Annotated in this window: 17 protein-coding genes; 12 read left to right on the plus strand and 5 right to left on the minus strand. The window is 28.0% G+C overall.

All coding sequences use genetic code 11. The annotated features are described in order from the left end of the window. Positions 1–107: 107 nt before the first annotated feature. Positions 108–608: an IS1096 element passenger TnpR family protein gene (locus ACN5J4_RS03500; protein ID WP_418650786.1), complete on the minus strand. Its 501-nt coding sequence runs from the start codon at positions 606–608 to the stop codon at positions 108–110. A gap of 57 nt (positions 609–665) precedes the next feature. Here ACN5J4_RS03500 and ACN5J4_RS03505 point away from each other — a divergent pair, with 57 nt between their 5' ends. Together ACN5J4_RS03505 and ACN5J4_RS03510 are read left to right on the plus strand one after the other, a co-directional pair. After that, positions 666–1,082 (plus strand): PaaI family thioesterase, encoded by a 417-nt coding sequence (locus ACN5J4_RS03505; protein ID WP_418650787.1) that lies wholly within the window; start codon positions 666–668, stop codon positions 1,080–1,082. A gap of 10 nt (positions 1,083–1,092) precedes the next feature. Beyond that, entirely contained in the window at positions 1,093–2,139 is a 1,047-nt protein-coding gene (locus ACN5J4_RS03510) for a chorismate-binding protein (protein ID WP_418650788.1), read from the plus strand. A gap of 345 nt (positions 2,140–2,484) precedes the next feature. Here the strand turns inward: ACN5J4_RS03510 and ACN5J4_RS03515 are convergent, their stop codons facing one another. Together ACN5J4_RS03515 and ACN5J4_RS03520 are read right to left on the minus strand one after the other, a co-directional pair. Then, a complete protein-coding gene (locus ACN5J4_RS03515) occupies positions 2,485–2,850 on the minus strand; it encodes a PUR family DNA/RNA-binding protein (protein WP_418650789.1) in 366 nt (121 codons plus the stop codon). Between the two features lie 76 nt (positions 2,851–2,926). Further along, positions 2,927–4,681 carry an ABC transporter ATP-binding protein gene (locus ACN5J4_RS03520; RefSeq protein WP_418650790.1) on the minus strand — a complete coding sequence of 585 codons (1,755 nt, stop codon included), beginning with the start codon at positions 4,679–4,681 and terminating at the stop codon, positions 2,927–2,929. A 166-nt stretch (positions 4,682–4,847) separates the two neighbouring features. Here ACN5J4_RS03520 and ACN5J4_RS03525 point away from each other — a divergent pair, with 166 nt between their 5' ends. The 10 genes from ACN5J4_RS03525 (at position 4,848) to uvrB (ending at position 18,117) form a co-directional block, all read left to right on the plus strand. Further along, the gene (locus ACN5J4_RS03525; RefSeq protein WP_418650791.1) at positions 4,848–5,939 is read left to right on the plus strand and encodes a Glu/Leu/Phe/Val family dehydrogenase; all 1,092 of its coding nucleotides are present in this window, start codon (positions 4,848–4,850) and stop codon (positions 5,937–5,939) included. 86 nt (positions 5,940–6,025) lie between these two features. Beyond that, positions 6,026–6,964: a transcription antitermination factor NusB gene (nusB, locus tag ACN5J4_RS03530; protein WP_418650792.1), complete on the plus strand. Its 939-nt coding sequence runs from the start codon at positions 6,026–6,028 to the stop codon at positions 6,962–6,964. Between the two features lie 44 nt (positions 6,965–7,008). Then, a complete protein-coding gene (locus ACN5J4_RS03535) occupies positions 7,009–7,476 on the plus strand; it encodes a DUF1573 domain-containing protein (protein WP_418650793.1) in 468 nt (155 codons plus the stop codon). Continuing rightward, positions 7,476–7,796: a preprotein translocase subunit YajC gene (gene yajC / locus ACN5J4_RS03540; protein WP_418650794.1), complete on the plus strand. Its 321-nt coding sequence runs from the start codon at positions 7,476–7,478 to the stop codon at positions 7,794–7,796. Before ACN5J4_RS03535 ends, yajC begins: the two co-directional genes overlap by 1 nt. A gap of 81 nt (positions 7,797–7,877) precedes the next feature. Further along, on the plus strand, positions 7,878–8,801 hold the full coding sequence (locus ACN5J4_RS03545) for a hypothetical protein (RefSeq protein WP_418650795.1): 924 nt from the start codon (positions 7,878–7,880) through the stop codon (positions 8,799–8,801). Next, entirely contained in the window at positions 8,801–9,391 is a 591-nt protein-coding gene (gene coaE / locus ACN5J4_RS03550; protein WP_418650796.1) for a dephospho-CoA kinase, read from the plus strand. The genes ACN5J4_RS03545 and coaE overlap by 1 nt, the downstream gene beginning before the upstream one ends. A 109-nt stretch (positions 9,392–9,500) precedes the next feature. Further along, entirely contained in the window at positions 9,501–11,066 is a 1,566-nt protein-coding gene (locus ACN5J4_RS03555) for a sensor histidine kinase (RefSeq protein ID WP_418650797.1), read from the plus strand. Positions 11,067–11,078: 12 nt separating this feature from the next. Further along, positions 11,079–11,777, plus strand: a complete 699-nt coding sequence (locus tag ACN5J4_RS03560; protein ID WP_418650798.1) for a response regulator transcription factor — start codon at positions 11,079–11,081, stop codon at positions 11,775–11,777. A gap of 192 nt (positions 11,778–11,969) precedes the next feature. Next, positions 11,970–16,064, plus strand: a complete 4,095-nt coding sequence (locus ACN5J4_RS03565; protein WP_418650799.1) for a choice-of-anchor L domain-containing protein — start codon at positions 11,970–11,972, stop codon at positions 16,062–16,064. 64 nt (positions 16,065–16,128) lie between these two features. Continuing rightward, positions 16,129–18,117: an excinuclease ABC subunit UvrB gene (uvrB, locus tag ACN5J4_RS03570; protein ID WP_418650800.1), complete on the plus strand. Its 1,989-nt coding sequence runs from the start codon at positions 16,129–16,131 to the stop codon at positions 18,115–18,117. A 54-nt stretch (positions 18,118–18,171) separates the two neighbouring features. On the opposite strand, the gene ACN5J4_RS03575 is transcribed toward uvrB, so the two are convergent. Continuing rightward, the gene (locus ACN5J4_RS03575; protein ID WP_418650801.1) at positions 18,172–18,507 is read right to left on the minus strand and encodes a hypothetical protein; all 336 of its coding nucleotides are present in this window, start codon (positions 18,505–18,507) and stop codon (positions 18,172–18,174) included. Between the two features lie 323 nt (positions 18,508–18,830). Continuing rightward, complete coding sequence (sucC, locus tag ACN5J4_RS03580; protein ID WP_418650802.1) at positions 18,831–20,027, minus strand: ADP-forming succinate--CoA ligase subunit beta; 1,197 nt, start codon at positions 20,025–20,027, stop codon at positions 18,831–18,833. Between the last annotated feature and the right edge of the window lie 68 nt (positions 20,028–20,095).

Genomic DNA, 20,095 nt, shown 5'->3' on the forward strand with positions numbered 1-20,095 from the left:
AAAAAAGGCCTTAATGGTTATTATCTAAATAAAAAACACTATTTTTTATTTAGCTTTTAGTTATAAAAAAAGGCGATTTATTTAAAAATAAATCGCCTTTTTTAATATTAAAAATTATCAAAATCAAAATCATCAATATTTTCGAAACTTGTAAAATCATCATCAAAATCATCCTCTAAATCATTAGGAACTTTTGCTGCTTTAAATTCTTTTTCAGGAGCCTCGTCGGGTATTTCTCCAACTGTTAAAATTATTTTGGTGTCTGTTATCACTTCAACAGATTGCTCTACAAGTTCAACATAAAAAGTCCACATTTGAAAAAAATCATACACATATATTAACTTATCATTTATGTTTGGTAATGTTTCATTTAAAACACAAGTAGCCATAGATAACTCCTCCTCTCCTTCTGACATATCAAACAAAGGTATCTCCTCTCCTTGATTCCAATCTTCATCTGTTCGGTAAAAAGAAGCCATTTCTTGCCCATTAAAACCAAATGATTTAGCAATATCTGAATGCAAATCTGCTAACGATTTTGATTCATTAACCACAAGGGTTCTAATTACATCTTTTTTAGTATCTAATATTACACGTACTTTATACATTCTATCATTTTTAGTCGCCACAAAAATACGTATTTTTGAATTATAATTTTTTGTAAAATGAATAAGCAACAATCGTTAGACACTCTTAACAGTTATAATAAAAATACTTTAATGGAAACGCTTCAAATTGAGTTCATTGACGTAGGTAGCAATTTTATAACTGCTAAAATGCCCGTAAACTCAAAAGTACATCAGCCACATGGTATTTTACATGGTGGTGCTACTGCTGCACTTGCGGAAACAGTAGGTAGTTGCGCTTCTGCTTTTTTTTTAAATGATTCTAATAAAATTGTTAAAGGAATTGAGTTAAGTATTAACCATTTAAAAAGTAAAAAAACTGGTGAAGTTTTTGCTACTGCAAAAGCTATACATCAAGGAAAAACAACACATTTGTGGGAAGTTAAAATTGTTGATGAAGAAGAAAATTTAATTTCTTTATGTAAAATTACAAACATTGTTTTAAATAAAAAATAAATTTAATAGATTGACTATATTTTTAAAAATAAAAAACTCGCTCGACAATAAACTTCCGTTTGTGGTGTATCGAAAACCTAATTCAACAACATTAAATGGATGGTTTCAAAATAATGACAAACTACATACTTCAAAAAATTATACAGAAAGTGGTTTTATTTTTGCGCCTTTTGATGATAAAAACATTGCTGTTTTACTTCCTGAAGAAGACACCTTTTTTTTGCAAGAAAAATTTGACATACCTAATCCTATTACAAAAAAAAACAATATAGCTACTGACTACCTCTCTGAAAAAGAACATATTAAATTAGTCAAAAAAGGAATTAAGGCTATTAAAGATGGATTGTTTAAAAAGGTTATTTTATCACGAAAAGAAAAAGTTGTTTTAAAAGATTTTAACACTATTAATGTTTTTAAAAAACTACTAACAAACTATAGTACTGCTTTTACCTACATATGGTTTCACCCTAAAGTAGGCATGTGGTTAGGCGCAACACCTGAGACTTTAGTTAAAATTACAGATAATAGTTTTGAAACAATGGCTTTAGCCGGCACTCAAGTTTTTAAAGGAACAACAAACGTTACCTGGCAATCAAAAGAAATTGAAGAACAACAATTTGTTACAGACTATATAACCGATAAGCTTTCTGAAATATGTAATCAACTAGAAAAAAGCAATTTAAAAACAGTAAAAGCTGGAAACCTACTTCATTTAAGAACTTTTATTTCGGGTAAAATTACTACTAAAAATTCAACTTTAATAAAAAAACTACACCCCACTCCTGCTGTTTGTGGATTGCCTTTAGAGGAATCTAAAGCCTTTATTATAAAAAACGAAACCTATAATAGAAGCTATTATGCTGGTTTTTTAGGTGAGTTAAACTTAAAAGAAGCAACTAATAAAACTTCTGAACTTTTTGTAAACCTACGATGTATGGAAATTAAAAACAATACTGCTTTTGTATATGTTGGCGGTGGAATAACTAAAGATAGTGATGCGAAAAACGAGTGGTTAGAAACAGTTGCGAAAACAACAACCATGAAAAAAGTTTTATAAGGGGTAAAACCTCTTTTTTAAAAGTATTTACCCTGTATTTGAAGTGTAACGACTATGATAAATATATTATAATTTATCTTTGGGTAATAATACTTAATTATAATGAAAGATAAATTACTAAAAAAAACACAAATTTGTAACAAACTTAACTGTAGAGTAGGTAAAATTTTAACTCTAAAACAATTTGCAAAATTAAACTCAAATACTACTTCTAAAACAAAAACAATTCTCAAATAAAAAAGCACCAACTAATTAAAGTTAATGCTTTGTGTGTAAATTGAATTTAAATTTATTTTAGATATAGCTTAAATAAAATATAGCTTTTACTAATATAGTATTATTTAATTAAATATCATCAAAAGAAACGTCTGTAAAAGTTTCTGTAGAAACTACTTGATCTTCACCTTCTTCTTTCTTATAATCTTTTTGATGACGCTCACTAATTACTTCTGATCCTTTTTCATTTACAATAAAATCAGTGGCTTTATTTAGCATTTCTTTAAAATCTAAAAAATCTTCTTTATACAAATAAATTTTATGCTTTTGATAATGGAAAGAACCATCATCATGAGTAAATTTTTTACTCTCTGTTACTGTTAAATAATAATCTGCTGCTTTGGTAGCTCTTACATCAAAAAAATAGGTTCTTCTTCCTGCTCTTAAAACTTGTGAAAAAATTTCCTCTTGCTCTACTCTCTCTCTCTCACTCATAATTCTTAAATAATAATTGTTTACTTAAAGTTACTCAACAAATCTAACAAAATAATTGATTTGGCAATACGAAACATTACATTTCTTTTCCTAAAAGTTGTTGTTCATATAACTCTTTATAATAACCACTTACTTTTATTAATTGATTATGAATGCCTTGCTGCACCACTTTACCTTCATCTAACACTATAATTTTATCTGCGTTTTTAGCTGATGACACTCTATGACTTATAATAATAGTAGTTTTATTACTTGATACACGCTCTAGATTTAATAAAATTTGTTCTTCTGTTTCTGTATCAACAGCAGATAAACAATCATCAAAAATTAATATTTTAGGCTTTTTTATAATAGCTCTTGCAATAGATGTTCGTTGCTTTTGACCTCCTGATAAAGTAACTCCTCTTTCACCTAAAATAGTTTGGTAACCATTTTTAAAATCAATAATATTATTATGAATTACAGCATTTTTAGCTGCCTCAATAATCTCCTGCTCGGTTGCATCTTCTTTTCCAAATTTAATATTATTTTGAAGTGTATCAGAAAACAAAAATGGATCTTGAGGTACAAAACCTATCTGACTGCGTACATCATACAAATTACAATCTTTAATATTTTCTCCATCAATTAAAACCTCTCCTTTAGTAGTATCATATAATCTTGATATTAAATTTATAATACTTGATTTACCACTTCCTGTTTTTCCTAAAATAGCTAATGTTTCTCCTTTGTTAATTACTAAATTTACATTTTTCAATGCTGTAATATTAGTATCGTCATACGTTAATGAAACATTTTTAAACTCAATACCCCCATTAATAATGGTGTTTTTACTTGTTGTATTTACAACCTCAGGCACATGCTGTAAAAACTCATTGATTCTTTGTTGAGAAGCTTCTGCTTGCTGCACCATTGAAGTTACCCAACCAACTACTGCTACGGGCCAAGTTAGTATATTTACATACATAACAAATGCCCCTATCGCTCCTAACTGAATTTCGCCTGCTATATATTGCTTACCCCCTATATATAATACAATAATATTACTAATACCAATCAATAAAATCATTAGAGGAAAAAATAAGGCTTGTATTTTATATAACTCAATATTTTTTTCTTTGCTTTGATCTGCAATTTTATCAAACGATGCTATTACTTGTGGCTCTATGGCATAAGATTTAACAACATTGATTCCTGAAAAAAACTCTTGATTAAAAGTTGTTAACTTTGATAAATACTGCTGTACAATAGTACTACGTTTATTAATTTGCTTGCTTAATATAAAAATAGAAACCGATAAAACAGGAAACGGTAACATAGTGTAAAAGGTAAGCTTAGGTGATATTGCATACATTTGACTAAAACCAACAACTAATGAAATTATCATATTTAAAGAATACATTATTGCAGGGCCAAAATACATACGCACTTTTGAAACATCTTCACTTATACGATTCATCAAATCACCCGTTCTATTCTTTTTATAAAAGTTTATTGATAATCGTTGATATTGCTGATAAATTTCATTTTTTAAGTCAAACTCAATCATTCGAGACATTACAATAATTGTTTGACGCATTAAAAAAGTAAAAAAACCACCTAATAAAGTAACACCTATAATTAATATTATGTTATTGAGTAAAACTTCTTTTACCTCAGCCAAGTCTTTTACTTTACCTAACTGATAATCTTCAACTATGTTTAAAGAACTCCCAACATAATCAGGAATTTTTAATGTTAAAATTTTAGCTAAAACAGTAATCAACACACCTAATAATAACCTCCATTTATATTTTATAAAGTATTTATTAAGATATTTTAATGATTTCAATGTGAAAATATTTTTTTTAAATAATTAAAACTACAACCACAAAAACATTTGTACTTAAAGATATTACAATTAAAACCTCTTTTTTGTTTATGTATTAACGATTTCTTATTTTTGTGATTAATTTATTTGAGTTATTTCAAAAAAACTCAAATTAAAACCCTAAAAAATGACATCAGAAATTATTGATACTAAAGACCTTAGAAATGACCCCGTATTTGGTCAATTATCTTTTGATAACCATGAACAAATTGTTTTTTGTAATGACGAAGATACAGGTTTAAAAGCAATAATTGGTATTCATAGTACAACTTTAGGACCTGCTTTAGGAGGTACTAGAATGTGGCAATATAAAAGCGAATGGGATGCTCTTAACGATGTGTTACGTTTATCTCGTGGAATGACTTACAAATCGGCTATTACAGGACTAAATCTTGGCGGAGGTAAAGCTATAATTATAGGGGATGCAAAAACTCAAAAAAATGATGCGCTAATGCGTAAATTTGGAGAATACGTAAACTCATTAAGTGGAAAATATATTACTGCTGAAGATGTGGGTATGGAAACTCGCGATATGGATATTATTAGAGAAATTACACCACACGTAACTGGTGTTTCTGAAAAAATTGGAGGATCAGGAAACCCTTCACCAGTAACTGCTTATGGTGTATATATGGGAATGAAAGCGGCAGCTAGGTTTCGTTTTGGATCAGACAACTTAGATGGTAAAAAAATATTAGTACAAGGTGTTGGTCATGTTGGCGAAACATTAGTAAAACACATTATCGAAGAAGGAGCTCAAGTAGTTTTAAATGATATTAATGAGGCTCGTTTACAAGAATTAAGTAAAAAATACGGAGCTAAAGTAATACTAGGTAACGATATTTACGGACTAGATGTAGATATTTATGCACCATGCGCCTTAGGAGCAACTATAAATGATCAAAGTATTATGCAATTAAAAGCTAAAGTTATTGCTGGTGCAGCAAATAATCAGTTAGCTAATGAATTAAAACATGGTAAATTATTGAAAGAAAAAGGTATTGCTTACGCACCTGATTTTTTAATTAATGCTGGTGGAATTATAAATGTTTATGCAGAAATAGCAGGCTATGATAAAGCTGAAAGTTTAAAAAGAACTAAAAACATTTACAATACTACCTTAGATATTTTCAACTTAGCAGACAAAGAAAACATAACAACACACCAAGCTGCTTTTAATATTGCACAAACAAGAATTGATGCTCGTAAAAAAGAATAAAATAACTAGATAAAAAACAAAAAAGTTTTACTTTTGCAGAGCGTTAGAAATAGTTTCTACCGCTCTTTTTTTTAAAGTTCTTTAAAATGATTAACAGAAGACATATTCGAGTTAAAGTAATGCAGTCGGTTTATGCAATGCAACAATCGCACAGTGATGATATTGTAAAAGAAGAAAAGTTCCTAAAAAACAGCATTGATAAAATGTATGATTTATATGTCCTTAACCTTCAATTACTAGTTGAAGTTCAAAAATTAGCTCAAAAGAGAATAGTACTTTCTAAAAAGAAAATACTAGCTACTAAAGAAGATTTAAACCCAAACAGAAAATTTATTGATAACAAAATCATTAATAAACTAACTGAAAGTACTAGTTTAGAAGCATATGTATCTCTTAATGAACTTAATTACTGGGAACTTGACAATGAGTATGTGCGTATTATTTTAGACGAATTACAAAAAAGTGATTTATATGAAAAATATATGAACACTGAAGATGATTCTTACCACATAGACAGCGCTTTTATTGTATCATTTTTTAAAGAAATTATAGCTCCTAATGAAAAATTAGCAGATTATTTTGAAGACAAAATGATTTCTTGGGTAGATGATATACCTTTTATAAACACCTGGATTGTTAAATCATTAAACAAACAAAAAGCACAAAACCCTTTTATTCTAGGAAGCTTATATAAAGATAGTGAAGACAAGCAATTTGTATCTAACTTATTTACAAAAACAGTTTTACATCAACATAAATATCAAGACGATATTATTGAAAAAACACCAAATTGGGAAGCTGATAGAATAGCTGATATTGATATGATTATTATAAAAATGTCAATTACAGAGTTTTTACATTTTCCATCAATACCTAGTAGAGTAAGTATTAATGAATATATTGAACTAGCTAAAGATTACTCTACAAACAAAAGTGGATACTTTATTAACGGGGTTTTAGATAAATTAGCTAAAGATTACCTAGCTTCTGACAAGATGATTAAGATTGGTAGAGGTTTGTTATAAAAAAATTATTATTTTTACAAAAAACAATTTAAAATATTTTTAACATGAAGAAAATAGCTGTAGCAATTGCATTTGTTCTTTCAACAGGAATGATTATTTCTTGTGGTAAAGGAGATGCCTCATCTAAAGTAAAAAAAGAAAATGTAGAAAATGCTAAAAAAAGAGATGGTTCTATTAGCTTAGGAGCCCCTTCTATTTCTTTTGATAAAGAGGAGCATGATTTTGGAACTGTTAACGAAGGTGATGTTGTTAAAACATCTTTTATTGTAACCAACACAGGTAAAACAGATTTAGTGATAACAAATGCAAGGGCTAGTTGTGGATGTACAGTTCCTGAATGGCCAAAAGAACCTATTGCACCTGGTAAAAGTGGTAAAATACAAGTAAGTTTTAATACTAGTGGAAAACCAAACAAACAATCAAAATCTATAACATTAACTACCAATACTGAAAAAGGTAGAGAAATTGTAAAAATTTCTGGTATGGTAACTCCTAAAAAGAAAGCTGTATAATGTTTATAACTATATTTTTACAAGCAAGTACCCAAGAAAGCATTATGAGTATGCTTCCTTTTGTAGCAATGATTGCCGTTTTTTACTTTTTGATTATTCGCCCACAAATGAAGCGTCAAAAAAATGAAAAAAAATTTCAAACAACTGTTAAAAAAGGAATTAAAGTAGTTACAAGTAGTGGTATTCATGGTAAAATTGTTGAAATTAATGATAATGACAACACTATTACTATTGAAACAGGAGCTGGTAAAATTAAATTTGAACGCTCTGCCATATCAATGGAATTAAGTAAAAAGTACTCTACAGACGTTGAAAAATAATTAAACTATTTTGTGTAAAAAAGAGAGCTAATTAGCTCTCTTTTTTGTTTTTTTCTATAAATTACATTATATATTTATAAATTGAAAAAAAAAAATAACATACCTAAAACCTTTTTTAGTTTTTTATCTGCATCCATTCTTTTCTGGTTACTTATAAACCTATCTAAAGAGTATACTACAGAAATAACTATTAGAACTACATATACTAATTTAGCCACCAACAAAACAATTATTAACGCTCCTGTAAAAAAAATATCTTTACTTGTAAAAGGTAGTGGTTTTAAATTAATTGCTTCTAACTTTAATAATAACACCATTGCTCTAGATTTAGGAAAAGCAAAAAACAAAGAAACTACAAACTACTATTTTTTAACTAAAAAGTTGCAAAAAAAAATACAAGATAAATTAAAATCAGGAGTTCAATTAATACAAGTTCAAAAAGACACAATTCCACTACAAATAGGTACATTACATTCAAAAAAAGTACCATTAAAAACTAATTTAGATATTACTTTTCAACTTGGTTATAATTTAGCTTCCCCCATTAAAACAACTCCTGATACTGTTTTAATTTCTGGAGAACAATCATTAATAAAAAAAATAAATTTTCTAAATTTAGAGAATAAAAAACTTGAAAATGTTTCAAAAAACATTAAAGTAAAATCAAATATTAATATACCCGAAAACATAAAACTATCAGATAAATTTGCAGAAATAAACATTGTAGTTGATAAATTCACCGAAGGTGAAATCGAAGTGCCTATTTTAGTTAAAAACGCCCCAAAAAGTATAAATATTTTTCCCAAAAAAGTGAAAATAATTTATAAAGTGGGTTTAAAAAATTTTAATAAAGTAAATGCAAATTTATTTAAAATAACTTGTGATTACAATGACGTAAAAATAAACGAATCTTCTTATTTAATCCCTAAATTAACACAAGTACCTGATTCAATTACATTAGTAAGAATAGTTCCTAAAAAAATAGATTTTTTAATACGTAAATAATGATAGTAGGTTTAACAGGTGGTATTGGTAGTGGAAAATCTACTGTTTTAAAAATGTTTGCTAAATTTGAGAATATTGCTATATATATTGCAGATGATGAGGCAAAAAAACTAATGAATTCATCTTCTGAAATTAGACAAAAATTAATTTCAAATTTTGGAAGAGAAGTATACATAAAAAAAGAGTTAAACAAGCCGTATTTAGCCGATATTGTTTTTAACAATAAACAAAAATTACAAACCCTAAATGCAATTGTACACCCTGTAGTTCATCTTCATTTTCAAAAATTTATACGTAAAAACACAAAAAAAACATACATTTTATATGAAAATGCTATTCTTTTTGAAAATAATAGTACCTCTTTTTGTAATAAAATAATTACGGTTACTGCTCCTGAACATATAAGAATTAAACGTGTTTTAAAAAGAGACAATACAACAATAGCTTCTGTTAAAAATAGAATGAAAAATCAATGGCAAGAAACTAAAAAAATAATGCAATCACATTATATTATTGAAAATGATAAACTCATCGATACAGAAAAACAAATAGCACGTATTCATAATATTTTAATAAAAAATATTAAATAATTTCTATTTATCTAAAAAAAACGTTAACATTATCTTAATTTTGTAAGATTATAAGTTAATGTAAGTTAAAAGCAATCATCACATCATTTTATTAATTTATTTTTGAATAATGGGGAAGAAAATTTTCATTCTTATTGTTTTTTTAATGAGTGTTTCTTTAATAGGAATAATATCTGTTCAAGTATATTGGATTAAAGACGCTATTAAAAACAAACAACAACAATTCAATAATAATGTTACAATTGCACTAGCAAGAACATCTGAAAGGATTAAGGATAGAGAATATGCTGAGTTTATTCAAAATAATCAAGAATTTTTTAAAGACAAAAAGTTTGTTTCAGATGCAGAAATGACTACCTATCTTTTTCAACAAATAGATACTACCAATAAAAGAAAATTTACCTTTGGCACTACTATTTTAGGTGAAAGTATAAAAATGCCTGGAGAATTTATTAATAATGATTCTATTGTTATTAAACGTTACTCTGCAAAACAAGATTTTTATTCTTCACAAATAATAAAATCTGACAATAAAGATTTTATACCTTTTGTAGAAGAAACTAGCTTTTCAACTTTCAAAACATATCCCAAATTCAATAGACAATTAATTGAAGACATGTTTCGTCAACAGAAAAGATTATACCTCATTAATCAAAGAATTAGTAATAAAGAGCTTAATTTAACTATAAAAGAAGAATTAGCTAAAATGAATATTACACAAGATTTTAAATATGGCGTTTATGAAGATGGTTTAGCCACACAGTTAAAATCTGGCTACTTTAACATACAACCTAATGATGCTAATTATCCTTTATTGGCTGATGATAATGGCGATAGTAAATATAAGTTATATATAAAATTTCCTGATGAACGAAAAAACTTGCTTTCAGGAATAATAAAAATTTTAGGATTATCTCTATTATTTATTGGAATAATTATAGCTGCATTTTCAACGTCACTATATCAATTAGTTCGTCAAAAAAAAATATCAGAAATAAAAACAGATTTTATTAATAACATGACTCATGAATTTAAAACCCCCATTGCTACTATTAATTTAGCTTTAGATGCTATTAAAAACCCAAAAATAATATCTGATCAAGAAAAAGTAAAACGTTACGTACAAATGATACGTGAAGAAAATAAACGGATGCATGCACAAGTAGAAAATGTATTACGGATTTCAAGACTAGAAAAAAAACAAATTGAAATTACCAAAGAAGCTACTGATATGCATGAAACTATTGAAGAAGCTATTGAACATATTCAGTTATTGGTAGATGATAAAAAAGGGAGTGTAACTGCCCATTTTGAAGCTACAATAACTGAAGTATTTGGTAATCAATTTCATTTAACTAACATTATTGTTAATATGTTAGAAAATGCATTAAAATATTCTGAAGGCGCACCTAAAATTGATGTTTATACTAAAAATACTCCTTCATCTTTTATTCTTCAAATAAAAGATGAAGGAATTGGAATGAGTAGAAATGCTCAAAAATATGTTTTTGACAAATTTTATAGAGAACATAAAGGAAATATACATAATGTTAAAGGACACGGTTTAGGATTAGCTTATGTTAAAGAAATAATAGAAAGCCATCAAGGCACTGTAAACGTTGAAAGTGAAAAAGGTAAAGGAAGTGTGTTTACAGTAAAATTACCACTAATATAAAAAAATAAAAAAATGGGAAGTAAAAAAATACTACTAGTAGAAGATGATCCAAATTTCGGAACAGTTCTTAAAGATTATTTAGCATTGAATGATTATAATGTAACCCTTGCTAAAGACGGAATAGATGGGTTGATTATGTTTAAAAATGGAGAATATGACTTATGTATTTTAGATGTTATGATGCCTCGTAAAGACGGTTTTTCATTAGCTCAAGATATTCGCAGTACTAATAAAGAAGTTCCTATTATATTTTTAACAGCTAAAACACTAAAAGAAGATGTTTTGAAAGGATATCAAGTTGGTGCCGATGATTACTTAAATAAGCCTTTTGATTCTGAAGTTTTATTACATAAAATAAAAGCTATTTTACAACGTAAAGAAAATGAAAAGTCTAGCGATACTGATGAATTTGAATTTACAATTGGTGCTTTTCATTTTAATTCTAAACTTCGCCACCTTTCACTCAATAATGAAGAAGTACAAAAACTATCACCTAAAGAAAGTAAATTATTAAGATTATTAGCTGTTCATAAAAATGACTTAATGCCTCGTGAATTAGCGTTAACTAAAATATGGAGAGATGATAACTACTTCACATCTAGAAGTATGGACGTGTATATTGCCAAGCTAAGAAAATATCTAAAAGGTGATGAAAATGTTGAGATTATTAATATCCATGGAGAAGGGTTTCGTTTATTAGAAAAAAACTAATCTCTAAAATTGACAAAAAAAAGACTTCCAGAGAAAAGGAAGTCTTTTTTTTGTCAATTTTCATCATATAAAAATACTTAAACAGCATTAATTTAATCATAATTATTTCAATAAGTTAAGTAAATTTACCTATTAAAACAATTTTTATTTTTTTTTAATAAAAATAACGTGAAATTTTCAAATTACCTTTATATGAAACTAAATTTACTACTAACTATACTGCTATTATTATCATTTTCACCATTAAAAGCGCAAACAATACAAGTAAATAACATTAATGATATAGAGGCTAATTATACACCTGAAGATCTTATTAAAAAAGTACTTATAGATAATAGTTGTACTGAAGTAACAGATATAACTTCTTCAGTTTATGGAGCTCCAACTAATACACAAGCTAAAAATTACGGTTACTTTAAAAGTAAACCAGGAAGTAAATTTCCGTTTAAAGAAGGTATTGTTATATCTACAGGAAGAGCCCATTCTATAGGAGAAACAATTTTCGGAAATTTAGATACACCAACAACTGGTAAAAATGATATAGATTTAAGTAATTCACTAACAAATACAGATTTAAACGATGCTAGTTTTATTGAATTTGATTTTGTCCCTAAATCAGATGAAATTAGCTTTCGCTATTTAATGGCTTCTGAAGAATATCAAAGTAATTATCCATGTAATTATGCAGATGCATTTGCTTTTTTATTAAAAAAAGAAGGAGATATAACGTATAATAATTTAGCTGTTATACCTAATACAAATATTCCTGTAAGTGTTACAAATGTTCATGGTATAATAAATAATACTTCGAGTGGATCTCTGGGATGTGCTGCTAATAATGAAAATTATTTTGCAGGCAACAATCTTGGCGACACCAATTTTGATGGAAGAACCACGGTACTTACTGTAAAAGCTAAAGTAATACCAAACGTAAAATACCATATTAAATTAGTTATTGCTGATAATGGAGATAATAGATATGATTCAGCCGTTTTTTTAGAAAAAGGGAGTTTCAATTTAGGTTTAAACTTAGGTACAGATTTTTCATCTAGCACTAACAATTCAGTTTGTGGAACAGAAAAACTATTAACATCAAATATTACTGCTGACAGTTATCAATGGTATAAAGATGATATTATTATACCCTCAGCTACAACTCAAAATTATACAGCTAACTTAGGTAATGGAAAATATACTTGTAAAATAACAAACGGAACTTGTACTGACGAAGATGATATTAATTTAGAATTTTCTGAAATACCAAAAAATAATACAGCTATTACAGCCCTTTTTACTTGTAGTGATAATTTAAATACTCAAATAAACTTATCTTCTAAAATAAATGAAATTTTAGCTGGCCAAAGTAATACTAAATTTGAAGTATTATTTTACACTGATCCTACATATACAACCCCTATAACAACTCCTAATAACTATAAAAATTTAACCTTTAACGATATTATTTATATTAGAATAAGAAATAAAATAACTCAAAAATGTTTTGTAGATACTTCTTTTAATTCAATAATTACTAATGAACCAACACCACAAACTCCTTTAAAATATGAAGAATGTGACGATATTTTTAATGGAACGGATACTGACGGCTATTTTAATAACTTTTTGTTAAATACAAAAGATGCTGAAATTTTAGGAGCTTTAGATCCAGCTATTTATAATATATCATACCATACAACTTTAATAGGCGCACAAACTGATAAAAACACAGATGTTATTAATAAAAATACTCCGTATAGAAATGCTATAATTAACACGCAACAAGTTTATGTTAGAGTAGAAAACAAAAACAATATGGCGTGTAATAACACCTCTAAAACATTTAATTTAGTTGTAAAATCACTACCTGTAACTAATAACATTGTAGAATTAAAACAATGTGACAATGATACAGATGCTTTTGCTAATTTTAACTTAGAAGAAGCTCGAAGTAAAGTTTCGGCTAATTATTTAAATGAAACTTTTATTTTTTATCCTTCTTTAAATGATGCTGAAAATAATACAATGCCAATATTAAATGTAACAGCATTTTCTAATAGAACTGCTACTTCCGATGTTATTTGGGTTAGAACTATTTCTAACGAAAACTGTTATAAAATATCGCAAATTAACTTGACGGTATCAACAACAGGAATACCATCATCATTTCAAAAAACCTTTAATCAATGTGATGATTTTTTAGATATTAACGGAAATAATAACATTGCTAATGATGATACTGATGGTGTAACTTCTTTTGATTTTAGTACTGTTGATGCAGAAATTAAAGCACTTTTTACCGCTACAGGACAACAAATAAATGTTACTTACTATAAAAATGAAGCTGATGCATTAGCTGAAGTAAATAAAATTACCAATACTTCTAATTACAGAAATATTGGGTATGCGAATACACAAAAAATTTATGTGAGGGTAGATAGTGACTTAGATAATGATTGTTTAGGTTTTGGAGCACATATTACCTTAAATGTTAATTCAATTCCTATAGTTCAAAATGTTACGAATATAGAGCTTTGTGACGATTTTGATAGTGGAGCTTTTAATGATGGCGTAAATACCAACATAAACCTAACGGACAAGGTTACTGATATTTTAGGAAGTACTCAACAAAACTCAGCATATACCATTACTTTTCACACAAATGCTGCTGATGCTACTTCTGGAAATTCTCCTATAACAAACGATACTACTTACACAAATCAAACAATTAATAAAGAAACAATACATGTTCGGGTTGTTAATAATAATACAGGATGTTTTAATGATCATTTAACATTTGACATTATTATAAACTCATTACCAATTATATCAAATAAAATTCCTGCTTTAGAAATATGTGATACTCCAACTATTACTGACGGAAATTCAAGAAATGGATTTGCTCAAAACATTAACTTATCAGAAAGAGATGTAGATGTTCTTAATGGAAGAGATCCTAATTTATTTGAAATTTCTTATCATAACACCTTACAAAATGCTATAAACGGAAGTAATCCACTTCCTAAAACCAATTACTCTAATAAGCTAGCAACAACTACAGTTCCACCTACAACCCCTTTAAATGATAGTCCTGCAATTGAAATTATTTATATTAGCTTGTTAAATAAAAATACTGGTTGTAGATACGGTATTAGTAAATTTCAATTAATTATCCATCCAGAACCTTTAATCCCTTTAAATATCACAGACTATATTGATTGTGATAATGAAACAGATAGTAATTCTGATAATACGAACGGAATTAATGGAGACATCACTCTTAAAAATAAAACACTTGAAATTTTAGCAAAATATCCTGTAGCCCTACACAGTAATTACACTATTAGTTTTCATGAGAGTTTAGCTGGTGCTAAATCAGGAAACACACCTATTAATAAAAACACTTATGAAAATACAACAAACAACCAAACAATTTTTGTTAGAGTATTAAACACTAAAACATCTTGTGTCAATACAAACCTAACCTTTCAAATTAAAATAAACCCCCTACCTGATTTTATGGTAGATACCCCAATAATTGTTTGCTTAAACAATCCACAAACAAAATTAGAATCCATAAATCCTAATGCAACTTATAGTTATGAATGGACTTTAAAAGGAGATCCTAAAATTCTTGGTACAGATGCTTTTTATAACATACAAAAAGGAGGTACCTATATTATTACAGCAACAATGCTAGATGGTACTGGATGTAAAAGAAGTAAAGAAATTATAGTTAACGAGTCTATAAACCCAACTTTAAATACTGATGATGTAGTTATTGTAGATGACACCAATAATAACGGACTAGATTCTTATGCTATAAAAATAATTACAGAAAATAAAAACCTAGGCATTGGTAATTATCAATTCTTACTTATAGATGAAGATGGTAACCAAACTAGTTTTCAAGACGAACCTTTATTTGAAAACATTACAGGAGGTATATATACTATTGTAGTAAACGATAAAAACGGTTGTTTACCTGATGCAATATTAGATGTTTCTGTTATTGAGTATCCTAAATTTTTTACCCCCAATGGAGATGGTTATAATGATACTTGGAAAATAAAAGGCGCCAATTCTAGTTTTTACCCTTCAAGCAACATTACTATTGTTAATAGATATGGAAAAACAGTAGCTATTATTCCTATTGATAATCAAAATTGGAATGGAAGTTACAAAGGAAAAACACTACCTTCAAATGATTATTGGTTTAAAATAACACTTATTGATAGAAAAGGTAAAGTTCATCAACATCAAGGCCATTTTTCTTTATTAAGAAAATAAACAACTTTTTTATAGTTACTCTATACGGATAGTTTATCAAATAAACTATCCGTATTTTTGTTATATGAATTTTGAATTACATTCCGATTTTAAGCCAACTGGCGATCAACCTACTGCTATAAAACAATTAGTAAACGGATTAAATACCGCTGAGAAATACCAAACATTATTAGGTGTTACAGGTTCTGGTAAAACTTTTACAGTGGCAAATGTAGTTGCCGAAGTTAATCGACCTACATTAGTACTTGCACATAATAAAACTTTAGCAGCACAATTATACTCTGAGTTTAAACAGTTTTTTCCTAACAATGCTGTTGAATATTTTGTATCTTATTATGATTATTATCAACCAGAAGCATATATACCAGTTACAGGTACTTTTATTGAAAAAGACTTATCTATTAATGATGAAATAGAACGCTTACGAATAAGCACTTCATCATCATTACTATCTGGTCGTAGAGATATTATAGTTATTGCTTCTGTTTCTTGTTTATATGGTATCGGTAATCCACAAGAATTTAAAAAAAATGTAATTCCTATTCAAGTTAACCAACAAATTTCACGCACAAAATTTTTACACCAATTAGTTACTAGTTTATATTCTAGAACTGAAGTAGAAATAAAAAGCGGAACATTTAAAGTAAAAGGAGATGTTGTAACTATTTATCCTTCTTATGGTGATAGTGGTTATCGTGTTCATTTTTTTGGTGATGAAATTGAAGAAATTGAAACTTTTGAAATAGAAGGAAATCAAATAATTGAAAAATTAAATGAATTAACAATTTACCCTGCTAACCTTTTTGTTACCTCACCAGATGTACTACAAAACGCCATTCATAAAATACAAGATGATATGGTTAAACAGGTCGATTATTTTAAAGAAATAGGCAAACATCTAGAAGCAAAACGTTTATTAGAACGAACAGAGTTTGATTTAGAAATGATTCGTGAATTAGGTTATTGTTCTGGTATTGAAAATTATTCTAGATATTTAGACGGAAGAGATCCTGGTACACGTCCATTCTGTTTACTAGATTATTTCCCTGATGATTATTTAATGGTTATTGATGAAAGTCATGTTACTATTCCACAAACTCACGCCATGTATGGAGGTGATAGAAGTAGAAAAGAAAACTTAGTAGAATACGGTTTTCGATTACCTGCAGCAATGGATAATCGCCCATTAAAATTTGATGAATTTGAACTATTACAAAATCAAGTAATTTATGTTTCGGCAACACCAGCCGATTATGAATTACAAAAAACAGAAGGCTTATTTGTTGAACAAGTTATTAGACCAACAGGATTGTTAGATCCTGTTATAGAAATACGCCCTAGCTTAAATCAAATTGATGATTTAATTGAAGAAATTCAAATAAGAGTAGAAAAAGATGAACGTACATTGGTTACAACCTTAACTAAACGTATGGCTGAAGAATTGGCTAAATATTTAACAAGAATTCAGGTTCGTTGCCGTTATATTCATTCAGATGTAGATACTCTAGAACGGGTACAAATAATGCAAGACCTACGAAAAGGGTTATTTGATGTTTTAATTGGTGTAAATCTATTACGTGAAGGATTAGATTTACCTGAAGTATCATTAGTTGCTATTTTAGATGCCGATAAAGAAGGTTTTTTACGTAGTCACCGATCTATTACTCAAACTGTTGGTAGAGCTGCTAGAAACGTTAATGGACGTGCAATTTTATATGCTGATAAAATTACCAATAGTATGCAACGTACTATTGATGAAACCGAACGCAGAAGAGAAAAGCAAATAAATTACAATACCAAAAACGGAATTACACCAACTCAAATAAATAAAAAACTAGACAATACTCTTTCTAAAGAAACAACTGCTACATATCAATATGACAATGCTATTCAAAAAGCTGCAGAAGTAGATTTAGAATATCTGCCAAAACAAGAAATAGAAAAGCGAATTCGAGAAAAACGTAAAAAAATGGAAACAGCAGCAAAATCTTTAGATTTTATGTTGGCAGCTCAATTACGTGATGAAATTGCTGTTTTAAGAAAAAACTTATAAAAAAAGGCTTTTATGATTTTCATAAAAGCCTTTTTACTAAATAATAATAACAACCTACTTCGACGCTACTAATTTTACAGGTAAACTATAAATTTTTGTTTCAATTTTTCCTGGTAATTTTTTGTAATTTAAACTAGATTTAATGTAATCATCTATTTTATCGACATTGTTTTTTGAATTTACTGATAATACAATAATCTCATTTTTACTATTGACTGTTAATTTAACTATTACAGATACATTAGCATTTAACTCAATACTAGGATTCTTTAATAACTTATGTATTTCCTTGTTTATTAATTCATCCTCTCTATCAGAAGGGTTTGTAGCATTAACTACTACATTTAATGTTAAAAAAAGTGCTACTAATAAAAATTTAATTGTTTTCATAATTTTTTTTAATAAGGTATTTTACCAATATTATTGTTTTTCTTAATACTATTTTTTTAATATTAACCACTATGGTTAATTAAGGATCAAATTTCACTCGGTTTGCAAACCACTACAAATCTACTGAGTAATAACTGTTTAAATGTTAGCTTAATCTTAATAAAAAATTATTGAATCATTACCTAAAAGAAAATTAATTATTAACCCCTTATAAAATAGCTTTTTTAATTGTAGTAAAAAAAAAAGCCTACTTTAAAAGTAGACTTTTTTTTTATAAATTAAGAATTAACTTACATAGCATATTATATAATATATACTAATTTTTATGCTTTTAAAACTTCAGCAACTTTATCGGCAGCTTCTTGAAATTCAGTAGCTGAAATAATTTTCATTCCACTGTTATCAATTAACTCCTTAGCTTCTTTTGCATTTGTTCCTTGTAAACGACAAATAATAGGCACATTAATTCGGTCTCCCATACTTTTATATGCATCCACAACACCTTGAGCAACACGATCACAACGAACAATTCCACCAAAAATGTTTACTAAAATAGCTTTTACGTTACTATCTTTTAAAATAATTCCGAATGCTTTTTCAACACGTTCAGCATCAGCAGTACCTCCAACGTCTAAAAAGTTAGCTGGCTCACCACCTGCTTGTTTAATTAAATCCATAGTTCCCATTGCAAGTCCTGCTCCGTTTACCATACATCCAACATTTCCATCTAAATCTACATAGTTTAAACCTGCAGCTCTAGCTTCTACTTCAATTGGGTTTTCTTCACGTAAATCACGCATTGCAGCATAATCTTTATGACGATATAAAGCGTTTTCATCTAAAGTAACTTTAGCATCAACAGCCATTATTTTATCATCAGATGTTTTTAACACAGGGTTAATTTCAAACATTGCTGAATCAGATTTAATATAAGCTGTATATAAAGCTGTAGCAAATTTCACCATTTCTTTTAAAGCAACACCACTTAAACCTAAGTTAAATGCTATTTTACGAGCTTGAAAAGGCATTAAACCTAAACAAGGGTCTATTTCTTCTGTAAAAATTAAGTGTGGAGTTTCTTCTGCTACAGTTTCAATATCCATACCACCTTCAGTAGAATACATAATCATGTTTCTACCTGTTGCACGGTTTAATAAAACTGACATGTAAAATTCATTCGGTTCACTATCTCCAGGATAATATACATCCTCTGCAACTAAAATTTGGTTTACTAATTTACCTTCAGCTGAGGTTTGAGGTGTAATTAACATCATTCCTAAAATATCATTAGAAATACTTTTTACCTCATCTAAGTTTTTAGCCAACTTAACTCCACCACCTTTTCCACGACCACCTGCGTGTACTTGTGCTTTAATTACGTGCCAACCTGTACCGGTTTCTTCAGTTAATTTCTTCGCTGCCTCAACAGCTTCTTCTGGTGTGTTTGCAACAACTCCGCGTTGAATACGAACTCCAAAACTGTTTAATATTTCTTTACCTTGATATTCGTGTAAGTTCATTAGATATGAATTTTTAAAGTCGAACAAAAATACAAATTCAAATTATAATACATTACTATTTACTATAA

This window comes from Tenacibaculum aestuariivivum, from assembly GCF_964507685.1.
GTDB lineage: Bacteria > Bacteroidota > Bacteroidia > Flavobacteriales > Flavobacteriaceae > Polaribacter > Polaribacter aestuariivivum.